This is a genomic window from Leptolyngbya iicbica LK (genome assembly GCF_004212215.1).
GTDB classification, from domain to species: domain Bacteria; phylum Cyanobacteriota; class Cyanobacteriia; order Phormidesmidales; family Phormidesmidaceae; genus Halomicronema; species Halomicronema iicbica.
Map to the genome: position 1 here is coordinate 71,303 of NZ_QVFV01000003.1, position 15,242 is coordinate 86,544.

Here is a 15,242-nt window from a genome sequence, read left to right on the forward strand (position 1 = left end):
TTAAATATTGGACAGCCGTCCCGAGAAAATGCCCCAGAGAATCGCGAGCCCGAAACCGATGCGGTAAAAGACAAAGATCCAGGTGGTGTGATCTTTCAAAAAGCGAATCAACCAGTAAACCGCCACATAGGAAGAAATGGCCGAGGCCACCACCCCTGCGATCGCGGCCACCAGGCCTACGGTTGCCTGGGGTTCAAATAATTCGTTCAGCTCTGCTAGGCCCGATAGTAAAATTGCCGGAATGCCCATCAGCAGGGAAAAGCGAGCGGCGGTTTCGCGGTTCAGCCCCATAAATAATCCCGCCGTCATGGTGGAGCCTGAGCGCGAGACCCCGGGGATTATCGCTAGCGCCTGGGCTAACCCCATGCCAATCCCGTCTCGCTGACTGACTTTGTCATAGCCGCGCTGACGAGACCCCACGACTTCTGCCCAACCCAGAAAGATCGCCAACCCGATCGAGGTAATGGCAATGACGAGAGAACTGCGAGCAAAGGTTTCATAGACGTCTCTAAGGCCAAACTTGACCAATAGCCCTAACACCACGATGGGAATGGTCCCGATGACGATGCCAACGGCTACCCGAAAGTCCGGGGCTTGCCAATCTTTCTCGGCGATCGCGGCTTTTGTACCAGTCAACAGCTGCCAAATGTCGCTCCAAAAGTAGCCCACAATAGCCACAATGCTGCCCAGCTGCACAATCGCGGTAAAGGTCACCCCCGGATCACCCCACCCAAACACCACCGGCACCATTTTGACGTGGGCGGTGCTGCTGATGGGCAAAAACTCGGTCAACCCCTGCACAATGCCAATCACAATGGCTTCAATTAACGAAATTGGTTGACTGTCTTCGACCGCTAATAAAAATGGCTGTAATAGCGTCATGGTTTAATCCAAAAACATAAAAATTCGCTTAAAATCCCCATCGCTGAGGACGGTGCGATCGCATCTAGCTTGAGAGCCAGAATACCCGGATTTCACTGAAATACCCACCCTCAATGAGAAGCATTGAAACTCGCATGGTCGATGATCGCGCTCGAAAGCTTGTGGTATGTTAAGAAGAGTTAACAACCTGAGAAGTCTGTTGTCATCTTTTTCTCCTCCGTCCAAGCCAGTGAGCCAAAGCATTCCGTCGCTGATGCAGTTAGCGACGCCATCGTTGTTGCTCTCTACCAAGGCTAAGGTTTGGATTGCAGCGGTCCTCTTAGTCGTTATTCCAGTCTTTTTTCAAGCACCGTTAGTGCGATCGCTGCCTTGGCTCAGCCTGGCCATGACGGGCACTTGGCTACTGGCGGGCATCAGCCTGAGCTCTCACGGAACTACACGCCTCTGGGGCGACCTCCTCACCGGATTTAGCTGGACTTGGTTGGCGGGCTCTTTATATTGGGGCTGGCTCCGGTTTGAGCCCCTGTGGCATTTGCCTGTCGAGGCCATCGGCTTCCCCATTGCGATCGGACTCCTCGTCAAAGGTCAGGGGCGTATTGGCAGCTATTTCTTTTTAGGCTCCCTGTTTGGTACTGCTGTTACAGACCTATACATCTACTGGAATGGCCTGTTTCCGATGTGGCGGCAGGTCATGATCGCCGACCCTGATTGGGTCCCCGTGATCATGCAGCAAGCTGCTGCCGCCCTGCAAAATTCCGTTAGCTTTAGTCAGGGGCTACTCATTGCGCTAGGATTGCTCACCGTGGGCATACTACCGTTGCAGTCAAAGCAGCTCTGTTGGTGGGCCTTTAGTGGCGCAGTTTTGAGCACGCTGATTGTCGATTTGCTATTTTTAGGCAGCGCTTTTTGCTTGTGATAGGGACTACGACATTTGAGTTGTTTGCTTGCTCAGATGTTGGTTCGCGTAAACGGTTGATTTAGACTATTCAGCGAAGCCCTTTGCGGGATAACGGCGACCCTGCTCCGTTTACGACGGCAGGTCTTTGGATTCAGGCAGTGGGTATCTCCTGTTAATTCGTGTGCTCTTTCTTCTAACCGCCAGACTCCGTGATTCAACCTCAAGGTCCCTACGTCATTCTGAATACTGAGTCTGGAACTCGGCAGCTATCTCTGGTCGGGCTGAATTGCTGGACGGTGGGGCGCAGCGATGACAACAATTTGGTGTTGCCCGATCGCTGGATTTCCCGCAATCACGCCATGATCCAAATGATGGAAACGGGCGAGTTTTACCTGATTGACTTGGGGAGTCGCAACGGTTCGTTTGTGAATGGTCGCCGCGTCAGCGTCCCCGTCACCCTGGCCGATGGCGATCAACTCACCTTTGGGAAAACGGAACTACAGTTTTTTTGCTCAACAGCCAGTCGCTCTGGCAGTGGCGAGACCTTTGCCGATACCGACATTACCGCCACAGCAACCCTGCACTTGCGTCGGCTGATTTCGGTCATGGTGGTTGATATCCGTGACTTTACCGTCTTGACCCGCCAACTGGATGAAACCGTGCTGTCGGAATCCATTGGCACCTGGTTTCGCTGTGCGGGAGAGATTATCAGTCGCTATGGCAGCGGCGTTGATAAGTATATCGGTGATGCCGTCATGGCGGTGTGGGTGCATGGGGCCGATGGAGTGCAGCCAGAAGATTTGCTACCGATTCTCCACGCGATGGACGAACTCGCGAAAATGACCGCTCAGTTACATAAGCGGTTTCCGCTACCGTTTCCTTTGCGGGTCGGTGCCGGATTAAATACTGGTTATGCCATGGTCGGCAATACGGGGACGGGGAGTCATCCTGATTACACGGCGATCGGTGACACGGTGAACGCGGCGTTTCGGTTTGAATCTTCTACCAAGCAGTTGGGCCTGGATGTCGCCGTGGGCGAAACGACCTATGAATATCTAACAAAAATGCCGGGAATTGCGTCAATTTTTCATCGCTATAAGGTCAACCTCAAGGGCTATGAGATGCCGACTGTGACCCACGCGACGACTTTCTCTAATTTGGATCAGTTTATCCACCGTCAGACTTAGGCGAGTGGGGGCAAGTTGTTGGTTTACAGCCATTCATGGCGTTGAGAAAATTGCAGCTGTCCCCATGGTGAAGAAGCCGGATGCGGCAGAAGCGGGGCGATTATAGTATTCCGCAGTAAGGTGCAGAGAGCCCAAAAGTTTAAAGCATGGGTATTGAATCTAAGTGTGAGCAGCCGTCTCGGCTGTCCCAGCTCAGATAAGATGCGCTATGGGTTGGCGACCTTCAAAGCATGGCCAGATCGACGGGCTAGCTGAAATCGGGATTGACCAGGCTTGTTGCGGCGGTGAAAGCGATCGCGATTCTTGGGCTGCCATCTATTTGCCAGCGAACTATCGAGTCGCCAATGGAAGCTTAGGCGCTTTCTGTCGAGGACTTCGCTGGGGCGGTGGAAGGCGGCGTTGCCGACTGTGCCGCGATCGCCTCGGCTCGCACATCTAGCTGTGTCTGATAGTCCACCCCAATAATCTCTGAATAGAGCCGGACATACTCAACTGCTGATTTATCCCAACTAAAGTTTTGCTCCATACCGCGTTTTTGCAAGGCTTGCCAGGCATCTTTATAGCGGAAACCTTCCCAGGCTCTGACCATGCAGGTATAGAGATCTAGGGGCTCGTAGCGATCAAAGCAATAGCCAGTGCCCGCATTCTCAGTCGGGTCGTGGTGCAGTACTGTATCCACCAGACCGCCGGTGCGGCGCACAATTGGCACACAGCCATAGCGCATGGCGATCATCTGGCTAATGCCGCACGGCTCAAATCGTGATGGCATCAAAAAGGCGTCGGCTCCGGCATAGATTTGGCGGCCAATGCCTTCGCTATACATGAGGTACACCGCAACGCGCCCGCGATAACGGGAGGCCATTTCCCAGAGTTGATTTTCGTAATAGCGATCGCCCGTCCCCAGCAGCACAAACTGCGCGTCGGTATAGGCTAAGAACCGATCCATCGTTTGCAAGACCAGATCGAGCCCTTTTTGTTCAACTAATCGACTGATCAGGCCGACGAGAAACGCTTTGGAGTTCACCTCCAACCCCATTTCTTCCTGCACTTTGACCTTGTTAAAGCGGCGTTTCTCGATAGTTTCCGCCGAGAAATGGGTGCCAATCTGCGGGTCGGTGGCGGGGTCAAAAAGATTGATGTCAATGCCGTTTAAGATGCCGCTGAGTTTACCGCTCACAAAGGACAGTAGCCCTTCCAATTCTTCACCGTATTCAGCCGTTTGAATCTGTTTGGCATAGGTGGGCGAGACCGTGTTGACACGATCGGCGTACTGCACCGCCGCCGCCATGGTGTTGTGCCCTTGCATAAACCAGGGGCACCAGGTCATTTGTTCCAGCTTCCAGCGCCACGGCCCCTGATAGGCCAGGTTGTGGATGGTGAAAACGGTACCAATATCCGAGGTTTCTCGCATCCACACGGGGATCATGCCCGTGTGCCAGTCATGGCAGTGAATAATTTGGGGTTTCCAAAAATTCCATGCGAATTCCGCTGCGCCGTTGGCAAAGAAGGTGAACCGCCAATCTTCATCCGCACCGCCGTAGACATTGCGTCCATCAAAGGCAGGATGACCAAACAAATAGAGCGGGACATCGGTCTCGGGCAGCACCGTCTCGTACACTGCAAAATCGTTGAACATAGCGTAGCCCCACCAGATGGGTTCCTTGGGAATGTCCATCTTGTCGGGCAAAAAGCCGTAATAGGGCATCAATATGCGGACATCATGCCCCATCTTGCGCAGCACTTTGGGCAAGGAGCCAACGACATCACCCATGCCGCCGACCTTCGCCAGTGGTGCTGCTTCTGCTGCTACGAACAAGATCCGCATGCGATCGCCTTTGAGAAAGTTTTTAGGTTCCTCAACAGTCTACGGGCGTTGGGGATCTCTGCATAGTAGCGGTCTAAATCTTGCGATGAGAAACGGTTTGGTGATTTTTACCCGATACGAGGGGGCGATCGCTCCGGCAGACCGATGGCATTATTCCAACACCGGCTGATTCAACTTGATGACGGGGCGAGGCAACTCGCTGGCTTCGGTGCCTGGATTCAATAACCGCTCAGGGGGGATGGACTCGGCCAAGTTCGGCCCAACAATGCCACCCGATAGCAAGACCTTAAATGCGTCTTCAATAGAGATGGATAAGTTGATGACATCCGACTCTGGGACGACGGCATACCAGCCGCTCGTCGGGTTTGGCGTGGTCGGAATGAAAACGCTGAGCATCGGGGTTGTGGTAGCGCTCGCCTCGGAGGTGAGCACCGTGCCCGTCACAAAGGCGACTGCCCATAATCCCCGGCGGGGATATTCCACTAAGATGACGCGACGAAAGCGGCTCTTGGAGTCTTGAAAAACGGTCTGAAGCAGCTGTTGCAGGGTTTTGTAGACGGAGCCAGCCAAGGGAATTGACTGGACGATGCGTTCGCCCAAATCTAGCAGCCAGCGCCCAGCAATATTACGGGCCATGAGGCCAATGAGCAAAATGCCCAATAAGGGCACGGTTAGGCCCACTGACAGGTTTAGCAAGTCGCCCAGCAGCGGGGGCAGCCCCGTAAACGGATTGAGTTGTTTGGGAAACCGCGTCAGGAACCGCACTACCCAAAAGGCAACGGTAATGGTCAACCAGATTGTGGTCGCCAATGGAATCACCACTAGCAAGCCAGCAATCAAGTCACTTTTTAAGTCCTGCTTGAGTTTTTGAAGCACAGGCAACCCAGCGAATGTTGGACAACTGCTAATCAATCATCATAAGAGAAGAGCTTCTCTCCTTGCCAAGAGATGACCTGGCCAGAGAGCGCTCCACTCCGTATAGTGTAAACTTTTGTTTCAGAAAATGCGGCCAAGACGACAGGCGGCAGCCTGAAACCTCTCAATAGTTTTGATTATTTGGATTTTAGCGAAAAATGTATCTCAGCTAACATCAAGCTGAGTAACGGTCAGGTTCAGCGATCGCGGCTCCGCTATTGACTCGCCGCTCCGCTCCCCATTTGTGCCACTTACAGTTGGAGTACGTAGCGAGCCAGGTTCAGGTAAATCAACACGCCTAAAACATCCACCACGGTGGTAATGAAGGGGGCTGACATCAAAGCGGGATCAAAGCCAATGCTGCTGAACAGGAAGGGTAAGGCGGCTCCGGCAGTAGAGGCGAGGATCGCGATCGCCACTAAACTAATCCCCACCGTGATCGACACCTCTAAGTTGCCTTGCAGGAGATAGGCCCAGCCCGTGACCACGACGCCAAGCATAATGCCGAGAAAGGCCCCCGCGATCGCCTCCCGCCGAATCACTGTAAACGCGCTCCGGTTGGCGATCTCTTGGGTGTTAATGCCGCGAATTACGACGGTGGATGATTGCGCTCCGACATTGCCCCCCGTGCCAATCAGCAGGGGAATAAAGGCTGCCAGCACCACCACTTGCTCTAGCACTGCTTCTTGGCTGCGAATGACCCAAGTGGTGACCGTATTCGTCAGTAACAAGACCGACAGCCACACGACTCGCTTACGAGCCACAGTCAGCAAATTGGTCTGGAAATAGTTGTCGCCACCGGCCTGCACACCGCCCAGGGCATAAATATCCTCAGTGGCCTCTTCTTCCAAAATGTCGATCACGTCGTCAACGGTGACGATGCCGACCAGCCGCTGCTCTGTATCCACGACGGGCACGGCCAAAAAGTCGTAGCGCTGGATGAGTTGAGCAACTTCTTCTTGGTCGGCGTCGGTTTGCACCGAGACAAACTCCCGCGTCATGATGTCGCCAATGGTTTGCTCCGGTTGCCCCATGACCAGATGCCGCAGAGACAAAATCCCCGTGAGGCGGCGGGCGGAGTCCGTCACGTAAAGGTAGTAAACGGTTTCGCTCATGTCGGCCCGGTTGCGGATGTGCTCTAACGCGCGGGAAATGCTCCAGGTCTCCTTGAGTGCGATGTACTCCGGGGTCATGATACGCCCGGCAGTATCGGCTTCGTAGCCCAGCAAGAGGGCAGTGGCTTGGCGTTCTTGCGAGCTCATTTGACTTAGGAGACGGCGGACAACTTTCGCGGGCAGTTCGTCAAACAGGCGGGCGCGATCGTCCGGCGACATTTTGTCCACGATGTCGAGCACGTCCTGCCGTTTGAAATCTTCAATCAGGGTTTGCTGCACGCTAGAGTCGAGGTTTTCGTAAACTTCGATCGCTTCATCTTTAGACAGCAGCCGAAAACCGATCGCCTGCATGGTTTCGGGCAGTCCTTCAATCGCTTCGGCAATATCCACGGGCTGTACGGGCACCAATAGGGCTTTTGCCCCCTGAAAATTTTGCTGTTCGAGGAGCATTTCTAATTGCGATCGCACCAGTTCCCGCAGCTCTTGCCGCGAGATCGTTGCTGGAACCGATGCTGATGGAATTGCCTGCTCTGTCAAAAGCTCACTCCGCAATGCCACAGATGTGGCTGTAACAATCTTTGGCGCTCAGGACTCAGGGCAGCGGTGAAGGTGCTGTAACCACGAGAAGAGCTAGGGCGCATTTAGCTCGTATAAAGCTTATCTTGCTTTGGGGCTCTAGCGCAGAGACCTACTGCCACCATAAGGCATGGACTCCGGGTCACTGCAACTTTAGTGACCGCATTTGGGTGGAGGAGGGCTGGTTTGGGGGTTCAGACCGCCTCCTTGAGCGAACATCCTTATCGCTTATGGGTAAAGGCCCAGACGCCGTCCCAATCTTCGGGAATGCCTTCTTCGATCAATTTATGGATGCGCTGCTCGTAGAGTTCGGCAGTTTTGTCTTGGGGATGCTGCGCCAGGATGGTGCTGAAGTAGGTGTGGGCGGTCGTCCAGTCGCGATCGCTATACGCTTTGATCCCCGCTTCAAAGGTGTCGAGGGTCGCCAGCTTTTCTTGGCGGCGGTCGTCGGGCTCAGCGTCTAGCACTTCGTAAATCGCGATGGATTTGGTGCGACCTTTGACGATGACGCGATCGAGAAACCGGAGATGGTAGCGGTCGGGGTCTTGCAAGCGCTGCCGCACGGTTTCGGAAATGATGAGCGAGGTGCCGTAGACCTTGGATAACCCTTCGAGGCGGGCCGCGAGGTTAACCGTATCCGAAATCGCGTCGGGTTGAATGCGATCAGGTTCGCCGATCATACCGGCCATCACATGACCAGTATGTAAGCCAATCCCGATTTCAATCTCGAAGGTTTTGCGCGAATCGGCTTCAATTTGCTGGTTATAGTCGCGGACGCCGTGGAATTGAGCGATCGCCGAATCAATGGCATCTTCTACCTGGTAGGGAAAGATGGCCATCATGCCGTCGCCAATAAATTTCACCACAAAGCCGTTATGGGTTCTGACCAGCGGTGAGATGCGCTGCAAATACGTATTGATAAACCGAAAAGTTCGGCGGGCCCGCATGGTTTCTGCCTTGCTGGTAAAGCCCCGAATGTCGGAAAACAGCACCGTCATTTCCTTGCTGACGTAATCTCCAAGTTTTACGTCTTGCACGCTGTCCTTATTCAGAAACCGCAAATACTCCGGCGGAAAAAAGCGCGAGAAGGCATTACTCTGCTCTTCGAGCTGTTCAAAGGATTGTTGAATCTGGGCGGCCATGGTGTTGATGGAGTCGGCGAGTTCGCCCAGTTCATCGGTGCGATTGATGCTGACACGCTGTTGCCAGTGCCCAGCGGTGATTTCTTTGACGGCGGTATTGAGCTGCAAGATGGGATTGGTCAACCGGCGCGAGAGCCAGGTGCCCACAATCATCGCAATGACTAGGGCGATCGCACACAGCACGATTGTGATGCGGGTATTGAGCCGAATCTGGCCCATAAATTCCGATTCGGGCACCACGACGACAATGAGCCAGTCGAGCCCAAAGCCATCGCTAAAGGGCAGCACTTCTAAAAACTGCCGCTCGCCGTCCACCACAAAACTCAACTGGCGACTTTGTTGGATGTTGTCAAAGGCACCAAAGCGATTTTCTAAATACGTGGCGGCTTCTTTGACGTAGGGATCAGAGCTCTGAGTCGCCTCCCGGAATTGGGGCACTTGCCCCAGCATTTTCATCAAGGGTTCGTCGGTAGAGCTAGAAATGAGGTGGCCCTGGCGATCGATCACGAAGGCCTGCCCGGTTTGGCCGATTTCGAGCTGTTTCAGAAAGGTGCGAAATTCTTCTGGCAGGACGACGTCGGCGGCACAGACCCCTAGCAGACGGCGATCGCGGCGATCGTACACGGGCAGGCTCGCCGTCACATTGGGCAGGCGCGTCGTGAAGGCAACGTAAACATCCGTCCAGGTTGCCCCTTCTTGGCTCAGGGCCGCAATAAACCAGGGGCGCACCCGCGAGTCATAAGTTGACCCGCCTTGTGAGAGAAAATGCTGTCGATAGCCCCGAACATCAAGGCTGTACTGACGGCGCTCGAAGTTGGTATCCGGATTGCTATAGGACAGCAGCAGTTGACCCGTGTCCGGCGATCTCAAAATGCCGAAAAATTCCCCTGAGTCCGCGCTACCGCAGTAGACCAGCGCAATTTCGGGATAAATTTTCATCTGCTGAAAGAGCAGATGCTCGCCCTGGGTGGCCCCGGTAATATCTAAGTCGCCGTGGGTAAAGGCTGTTGCGTTGAGGCGGTTGATGGCGTGGGGATTGCCAAAATAACTCCGCAGCTCGCCCTGAATCCGGGCGGACACTTCGGTGCGCAACTTGGACGCCAGTACCTCGACGGCTTGCTGACCATTGCGAAAAGACAAATAGCCCACCAACCCCACTGCCGCAAAAATTTGCACCAGCACTGGCAGGGTAAAGGCGCGATGTAATGAATTGCGGCGCACCGCTTGCTGGGTGTGACGGCTAAGTTGACGAATCTGGTGAGGGAGCTTAGTCACTAGTAGATCGCACAGAGGGGGATGGAGGCCGGCGGGCCATCAAAGTTGGCAACAAGATGCTGTCGAGAGTGGGGATGTAACGATGGGTTACCCGATTTTTAAGCAGTCTCAGGTTGCCCAGTGAGGGAGCAGTTGCGGCATGGCTCTCGGCCAAATCGGTGGTCAGCGCCCGGAGCCCGATGATTCCTATCCTACTCATCGGGCTCCGGGCGCTGACTCAGTCAGGGTGGGGCTCAGGCTGGACTGAATGACCGCAGCCCGCGAGCTAGCGTCGATTGGCATCTCGGTTCTGGCTTCCTTGAGATTTAAAAGAAGTTTACGGAATCTGGGATGTGGTTACCCAAATTGTTTTTTAGCGGCTTCATAGACCGATTCCGTAATTTCAGCCAGCCCCTGCTCTTGGGCAAACTTTTCAATTTTTTTGCGGGCAGCGGGGCGGACAAAAAAGGGGATTTCTTTAAGGCGTTTTTCGGCTTCGGCAGTCCAGACAGGGGAGTTGGCCATAGGGTTAAGGGAAAAAGATGGGCGATCGCTCGATGACTTCAGCATTGATTATTTCAGATCTGTGAAGCGATCACGGCGACCGGCCCAAAATCCACTGCGGCGAAACGCGAAACCTTAGCTATCCTTAGTGAGCAGGTGCGCATAGTCGTTGCATAGCCCACGTTTTAGTCAAGGGGGCTCAGTGGTGTTTAGTTTTGCCAAGTCCTTAAAATCTCGTTTTTTCACAATCGCGACACTGATGTCCTTGGGGGCCGTTGGGGTGACGAGTCCGGTGGCGATCGCCGATGGCATTCCCGGGGTGACCTTTGGCACTGAGACGGGGGCTCCCGTTGAGACGCCGACGGATGCTGGCCCTGAGCTGACGGACCAAGGCTTAGAACCCTATACACAAGCCATGCTGCTGGGCTATGCGGCTGAAGAACAGGGCGACTATCAAACCGCGCTCATCAATTTTCGGCGGGCGTTGGCCGAGCGTCCGGGCGACTCCTATGCGTTGCGGGCGATCGCCAATATGGAGTCCTATATTGCCGCCCAACGGCGCGAAATTGCTCGTCAGCAGCAGTTGGCGGCCCTGAATCTGCAGGTTGATGCGGCTGTTGCCGTGCGAGATTGGGCCTGTGCTGCCGCCACGGTAGATGAAATGATTACCCTGGTGCCGCCCAACTCTTTAGAGCGGAGTCGGCTGGTGACCTACCGAGGCGAACTGTCGTCGCTGCTAGACGCCCGGTCTGATATTAGTCAGTGGTCAAGTGTTTGCCCTGGTTAACGATCGCAGCAAGTTATTACATGATTTGCGTTTACTGCAATATCGGCCCTGCTGGCGATCGCCTCTCGATACGCTAAACCCATAACCATCTACCTGGAAACCTGCCATGAGTGCTCCCGATTCGAGTTCTGCTGCTCTGCCACCCGACGATCCCCAGCATCTCTCACGGTTGCGATCGCTCATTGAGCGGGTGATGGCTGACGGCAAAATCTCCGCCGCTGAAGCAACTGAGCTGCGCGCGGCCCTGATTGCAGATGGTCAAGTCACCCCCGACGAGATGGACCTGATTCGCACCGTGATGAAAAAGCACCTCGGCGATGGGCATTTAGAGTTTGAGTAGGAACCAGCCACCTATGTCTCTGAGAATTACCCCTGGCAACAGCTATCCGCTTGGGGCAACCGTTGAACCGAACGGTGTCAACTTTTGCATTTACTCCCAACACGCCACGGGCATCGACCTGCTGCTTTACGCCTCCCCCGAAGCTCCTTATCCCGAGCACACGATTCACCTGACGCCGCGTATCCATCGGTCATTTAACTACTGGCACGCCTTTGTCAAAGGTATTGGGGCGGGGCAAGTGTACGCCTACCGCGCCACCGGCCCCTACGCCCCCGAAAGAGGTCAACGCTTTGACCCCGGCAAAGTCTTGCTCGACCCCTATGGTCGGGCCGTGGTCGGGCAAGACCGCTACGATCGCCAAGCGGCCTGCTTTCCGGGAGAAAATTCGCCTCAGGCGTTGCGGAATGTGGTGGTTGATCAAACCGTCTACGACTGGGAAGGGGATACCCCCCTGGATATTCCCTATTCCCGCACGGTGATTTATGAAATGCATGTGGGCGGGTTTACCAAACACCCCAGCTCCGGCATCGCCCCCGAAAAACGCGGCACCTTTGCAGGCGTGATTGAAAAGATCCCGTACCTGAAATCGCTGGGCGTAACCGCCGTGGAATTGCTGCCCGTGCATCAATTTGACGAACGCGACGGCCCGTTGGGACTCAGTAACTATTGGGGTTACAGCACCATCAGCTTTTTTGCCCCCCACCACGGCTACAGTTCTGACCAGACTCCGATGGGGCCAGTGAACGAATTTCGGGACATGGTCAAGGCGCTGCACAAGGCCAATATCGAAGTTATTTTAGATGTCGTGTTTAACCACACGGCAGAGGGCGATCATCGTGGCCCGACTCTTTCGTTTCGCGGGTTAGACAATCAAACCTATTACATCTTGGAGAGTGATGACGCGGCGCGGTATGCCAACTACAGCGGCTGCGGTAACACCGTCAAAGCCGACCACACCGTCGTCAGTCGCTTCATTTTGGATAGCCTGCGGTACTGGGTGTCGGAAATGCATGTCGATGGGTTTCGCTTTGACCTGGCGTCGGTCATGTCGCGGGATAAAGCAGGCGAACCGTCGGATGATCCGCCGATTTTGTGGGCGATCGAGTCCGATCCCGTACTGGCTCGCACCAAGTTGATCGCAGAAGCGTGGGATGCAGCAGGACTGTATCAGGTGGGGTCGTTTATTGGCGATCGCTTTGCCGAGTGGAATGGCCCTTTTCGAGATGATGTGCGCCGCTTTATCAAAGGCGATGACAATACGGTGGGGACCTTGGCGTCACGGATTCTCGGCAGCCCCGACCTGTTTGTCGATGATCCCCAACGGGAAACCAACCGCAGCATTAACTTCGTCACCTGCCATGACGGTTTTACGCTGTACGACGTGGTGGCCTACAACGAGAAACACAACACCGCGAATGGCGAAAAAAATCGTGACGGCACCGACGCCAACTTTAGCTGGAATTGCGGGGTCGAAGGCCCCACCACGGACCCGGAGATTCAACAGCTGCGCATTCAGCAGCTGAAAAATATGGTCACTATTTTGCTGATTGCCCAGGGTACGCCCATGCTGCTGATGGGGGATGAAGTGGCCCGCACCCAAAAAGGCAATAACAATGCCTACTGTCAAAACAATCCCCTTAGTTGGTTTGACTGGCATCAGCTGCACGAACACGGCGAAGTCTTTCGCTTTACCCAGCGGATGGTGGATTTGGTGCAAAATTTGCAGCTCTTTCAACAGACGCGGTGGCTACAGGTGGAAGAAAAATGGGTCAACGCCCCGCACCTGATCTGGCACGGCGTGGAGTTATTTGAGCCTGACTGGGCCGAACATTCCCATACGCTGGCATTTACCCTGCATGATCCCCAGGTGGAAGAGGAAATGCACGTGATGCTCAATGCCTATTGGGAGCCGTTGGATTTTGCCTTGCCGCAACCCCATGCCCACAGTCACTGGTATCGCATTGTGAATACGGCTCGCCCGGCGCCAAGGGATATTGTGGATGGCACGACCGAAGCGGTGAAAAGTAATCGCTATCGAGTCTCCGCCCGGTCTTGTGTCGTGTTAATGGCGCTGTAGCTATGGCTGTCTAGCTTCACGACATCGCCATTTGGGCCTCGGCGATAGAGAATACACTCACAAAGTGCGCCCATGGTCTAGGAAATTAGGTTTCGATATGGGCTCGCGGCTGTCGTTGCACTCGGTGGACTGCTGATGATCGAACTGGGGTTGATGCAGATTGCGCTGTCGTTGGGGCTGATGGTGGCGGCGATCGCCCTCGTGCGGTGGCAAAAACTGGGGCTGGAGCTGTCTCTGCTGAATGCGACAGCCCGGACGGTGGTGCAATTGCTGGCCGTGGGCTATGTGCTGGCGATTGTCTTTACCTGGCGCAATCCTTACAGCGTGATCGCAGTGATTTTGGTAATGCTGGCGATCGCCACAGTGGTAGCCCGCAACCGCATTGATAAACGCCTATCGCGCCTGCTGCCCATTTTGGCGGGCTCATTACTCACCACGCTGGTGCTGACGCTGGTCTACACCCTGAGTGCCGTGATTCGTCCGGAGGTTTGGTATGAGCCGCGTTACCTGATTCCCCTGGCGGGCATTGTGTTGGGCAACGCGATGACGGCGGCGACCATTGCGGGCGATCGCCTCGTCACCAGCTTGAAGCGGCATCCTCAGGTAATTGAAACCCATCTGAGTTTGGGGGCGTCGCCCCAGCAGGCGATCGCGGCTTATCGGCGTGAAGCTATCAAAGCCGGGCTCATTCCCACGCTAAACGCCATGATGGTCGTCGGCATTGTGAAACTGCCCGGCATCATCACGGGACAGCTGCTCAGCGGAGCTGATCCGCTCAATGCGGCGCTGTACCAAATGCTGATCATGTTTATGCTGGCTTTCGCCGATTTGCTGGCGGCGATTTTGGTGACGGCAGGCATTCAAAGATTGTTTTTCAATGACGCTGAGCAATTGGTGTTGCCTTAAGCTCAATGCCAGTGATTCCAGGGGACGGTCCCCTAATTTGTTACCCGTCATGGTTGGCCGGACCAGATAAGGGGACCGTCCCCTCGGGCGTGGTAAGGGGACCGTCCCCTGGAACGGTGAAGTGTTGCGCTGGGGCATTCAGGGCATGGTGTAGTGCAGTTCCACCATGCCCGATTGAAAGTGCCGACTGTTGACCAGTTGCAGCTTTTGCATCGGCACCTGTTGATACAGCGAAATGCCGTCGCCGAGGATGATGGGGGCGATCGCCACAATCCATTCATGAACCAGACCACGCCGCATAAACTCAGCCGCTACTTGTCCACCCCCGACCAGCCACACCCGTTGCCAGCCCTGACGCTCGACCTCGGCCAACACCGTCTCGACATCCGACACAAAGGTGACATCGGGGCGATCGCTGCTCAACTGCCGTCGCGTCATCACGTAGGACGGCTTGTGGGCATAGGGCCAGTCGCCAAAGGTCAAAACCTGCTCGTAGGTTGCCGCCCCCATGACGAGTGCCTCAATCGTGTTGTAAAAGGCTTCGTAGCCCACGTCTTCGCTCCCGGCATCCAACGTCGTCAGCCAGTCAATGCGGCCATCCGGGCTGGCAATGTAGCCGTCGAGCGTGGTGGCAATGTAGAGGATGAATTGGGTGGGGTGGGGCATGGGGGCAATGCGAGCGACGCAGCGTGATTTCCAACTGAGGCGCGGCTAAGCCATGGATCCGAGCGGTTGAGCGATCGCGAGGGGATCAGAACGATAGGGCGCCGAGCCTGGCCACATCAACCCAGTGTCAGGCAGTGAGCAGCTGAGACGGCGGTTCCAGCCCATACA

Annotated in this window: 13 protein-coding genes; 6 read left to right on the forward strand and 7 right to left on the reverse strand. The window is 55.1% G+C overall.

Annotated elements, in window-relative coordinates; translation table 11 throughout:
• Positions 1 to 882, reverse strand: a complete 882-nt coding sequence (locus tag DYY88_RS14235) for an undecaprenyl-diphosphate phosphatase (protein WP_044151206.1) — start codon at positions 880 to 882, stop codon at positions 1 to 3.
• Between the two features lie 199 nt (positions 883 to 1,081).
• Here DYY88_RS14235 and DYY88_RS14240 point away from each other — a divergent pair, with 199 nt between their 5' ends.
• A complete protein-coding gene (locus DYY88_RS14240) occupies positions 1,082 to 1,798 on the forward strand; it encodes a DUF3120 domain-containing protein (RefSeq protein WP_236146352.1) in 717 nt (238 codons plus the stop codon).
• 191 nt (positions 1,799 to 1,989) lie between these two features.
• Complete coding sequence (locus DYY88_RS14245) at positions 1,990 to 2,967, forward strand: adenylate/guanylate cyclase domain-containing protein (RefSeq protein ID WP_039726816.1); 978 nt, start codon at positions 1,990 to 1,992, stop codon at positions 2,965 to 2,967.
• A gap of 352 nt (positions 2,968 to 3,319) precedes the next feature.
• Here the strand turns inward: DYY88_RS14245 and glgA are convergent, their stop codons facing one another.
• From glgA to DYY88_RS14270, 5 genes are all read right to left on the reverse strand, one after another.
• On the reverse strand, positions 3,320 to 4,792 hold the full coding sequence (gene glgA / locus DYY88_RS14250) for a glycogen synthase GlgA (RefSeq protein WP_039726817.1): 1,473 nt from the start codon (positions 4,790 to 4,792) through the stop codon (positions 3,320 to 3,322).
• Positions 4,793 to 4,942: 150 nt separating this feature from the next.
• Complete coding sequence (locus DYY88_RS14255) at positions 4,943 to 5,668, reverse strand: DUF502 domain-containing protein (protein WP_044151207.1); 726 nt, start codon at positions 5,666 to 5,668, stop codon at positions 4,943 to 4,945.
• Positions 5,669 to 5,958: 290 nt separating this feature from the next.
• Positions 5,959 to 7,359 (reverse strand): magnesium transporter, encoded by a 1,401-nt coding sequence (gene mgtE / locus DYY88_RS14260; protein ID WP_039729857.1) that lies wholly within the window; start codon positions 7,357 to 7,359, stop codon positions 5,959 to 5,961.
• A 260-nt stretch (positions 7,360 to 7,619) separates the two neighbouring features.
• Positions 7,620 to 9,815: an adenylate/guanylate cyclase domain-containing protein gene (locus tag DYY88_RS14265; RefSeq protein ID WP_084607057.1), complete on the reverse strand. Its 2,196-nt coding sequence runs from the start codon at positions 9,813 to 9,815 to the stop codon at positions 7,620 to 7,622.
• Between the two features lie 336 nt (positions 9,816 to 10,151).
• Positions 10,152 to 10,319, reverse strand: a complete 168-nt coding sequence (locus tag DYY88_RS14270) for a protochlorophyllide oxidoreductase (protein ID WP_039729859.1) — start codon at positions 10,317 to 10,319, stop codon at positions 10,152 to 10,154.
• 238 nt (positions 10,320 to 10,557) lie between these two features.
• Here DYY88_RS14270 and DYY88_RS14275 point away from each other — a divergent pair, with 238 nt between their 5' ends.
• The 4 genes from DYY88_RS14275 to DYY88_RS14290 all read left to right on the forward strand — a co-directional run bounded on the left by DYY88_RS14275 (position 10,558) and on the right by DYY88_RS14290 (position 14,408).
• Complete coding sequence (locus tag DYY88_RS14275; protein WP_052456687.1) at positions 10,558 to 11,085, forward strand: hypothetical protein; 528 nt, start codon at positions 10,558 to 10,560, stop codon at positions 11,083 to 11,085.
• 106 nt (positions 11,086 to 11,191) lie between these two features.
• Positions 11,192 to 11,425, forward strand: a complete 234-nt coding sequence (locus DYY88_RS14280) for a hypothetical protein (protein WP_039726818.1) — start codon at positions 11,192 to 11,194, stop codon at positions 11,423 to 11,425.
• A 13-nt stretch (positions 11,426 to 11,438) separates the two neighbouring features.
• Positions 11,439 to 13,502, forward strand: a complete 2,064-nt coding sequence (gene glgX, locus DYY88_RS14285) for a glycogen debranching protein GlgX (RefSeq protein ID WP_039726819.1) — start codon at positions 11,439 to 11,441, stop codon at positions 13,500 to 13,502.
• A gap of 135 nt (positions 13,503 to 13,637) precedes the next feature.
• Positions 13,638 to 14,408, forward strand: a complete 771-nt coding sequence (locus tag DYY88_RS14290) for an ABC transporter permease (protein ID WP_039726820.1) — start codon at positions 13,638 to 13,640, stop codon at positions 14,406 to 14,408.
• Between the two features lie 138 nt (positions 14,409 to 14,546).
• On the opposite strand, the gene DYY88_RS14295 is transcribed toward DYY88_RS14290, so the two are convergent.
• Positions 14,547 to 15,074 (reverse strand): dihydrofolate reductase family protein, encoded by a 528-nt coding sequence (locus DYY88_RS14295; RefSeq protein ID WP_039726821.1) that lies wholly within the window; start codon positions 15,072 to 15,074, stop codon positions 14,547 to 14,549.
• Positions 15,075 to 15,242: the final 168 nt, after the last annotated feature.

What these genes read in the sequence shown, in the direction of transcription:
- DYY88_RS14235 (WP_044151206.1), bottom strand. Translation starts at nt 882, where the DNA reads ATGACGCTATTACAGCCATTTTTATTAGCGGTCGAAGACAGTCAACCA.
- glgA (WP_039726817.1), bottom strand. Translation starts at nt 4,792, where the DNA reads ATGCGGATCTTGTTCGTAGCAGCAGAAGCAGCACCACTGGCGAAGGTC.
- DYY88_RS14270 (WP_039729859.1), bottom strand. Translation starts at nt 10,319, where the DNA reads ATGGCCAACTCCCCTGTCTGGACTGCCGAAGCCGAAAAACGCCTTAAA.
- DYY88_RS14275 (WP_052456687.1), top strand. Translation starts at nt 10,558, where the DNA reads ATGTCCTTGGGGGCCGTTGGGGTGACGAGTCCGGTGGCGATCGCCGAT.
- DYY88_RS14280 (WP_039726818.1), top strand. Translation starts at nt 11,192, where the DNA reads ATGAGTGCTCCCGATTCGAGTTCTGCTGCTCTGCCACCCGACGATCCC.
- glgX (WP_039726819.1), top strand. Translation starts at nt 11,439, where the DNA reads ATGTCTCTGAGAATTACCCCTGGCAACAGCTATCCGCTTGGGGCAACC.
- DYY88_RS14290 (WP_039726820.1), top strand. Translation starts at nt 13,638, where the DNA reads ATGATCGAACTGGGGTTGATGCAGATTGCGCTGTCGTTGGGGCTGATG.
- DYY88_RS14295 (WP_039726821.1), bottom strand. Translation starts at nt 15,074, where the DNA reads ATGCCCCACCCCACCCAATTCATCCTCTACATTGCCACCACGCTCGAC.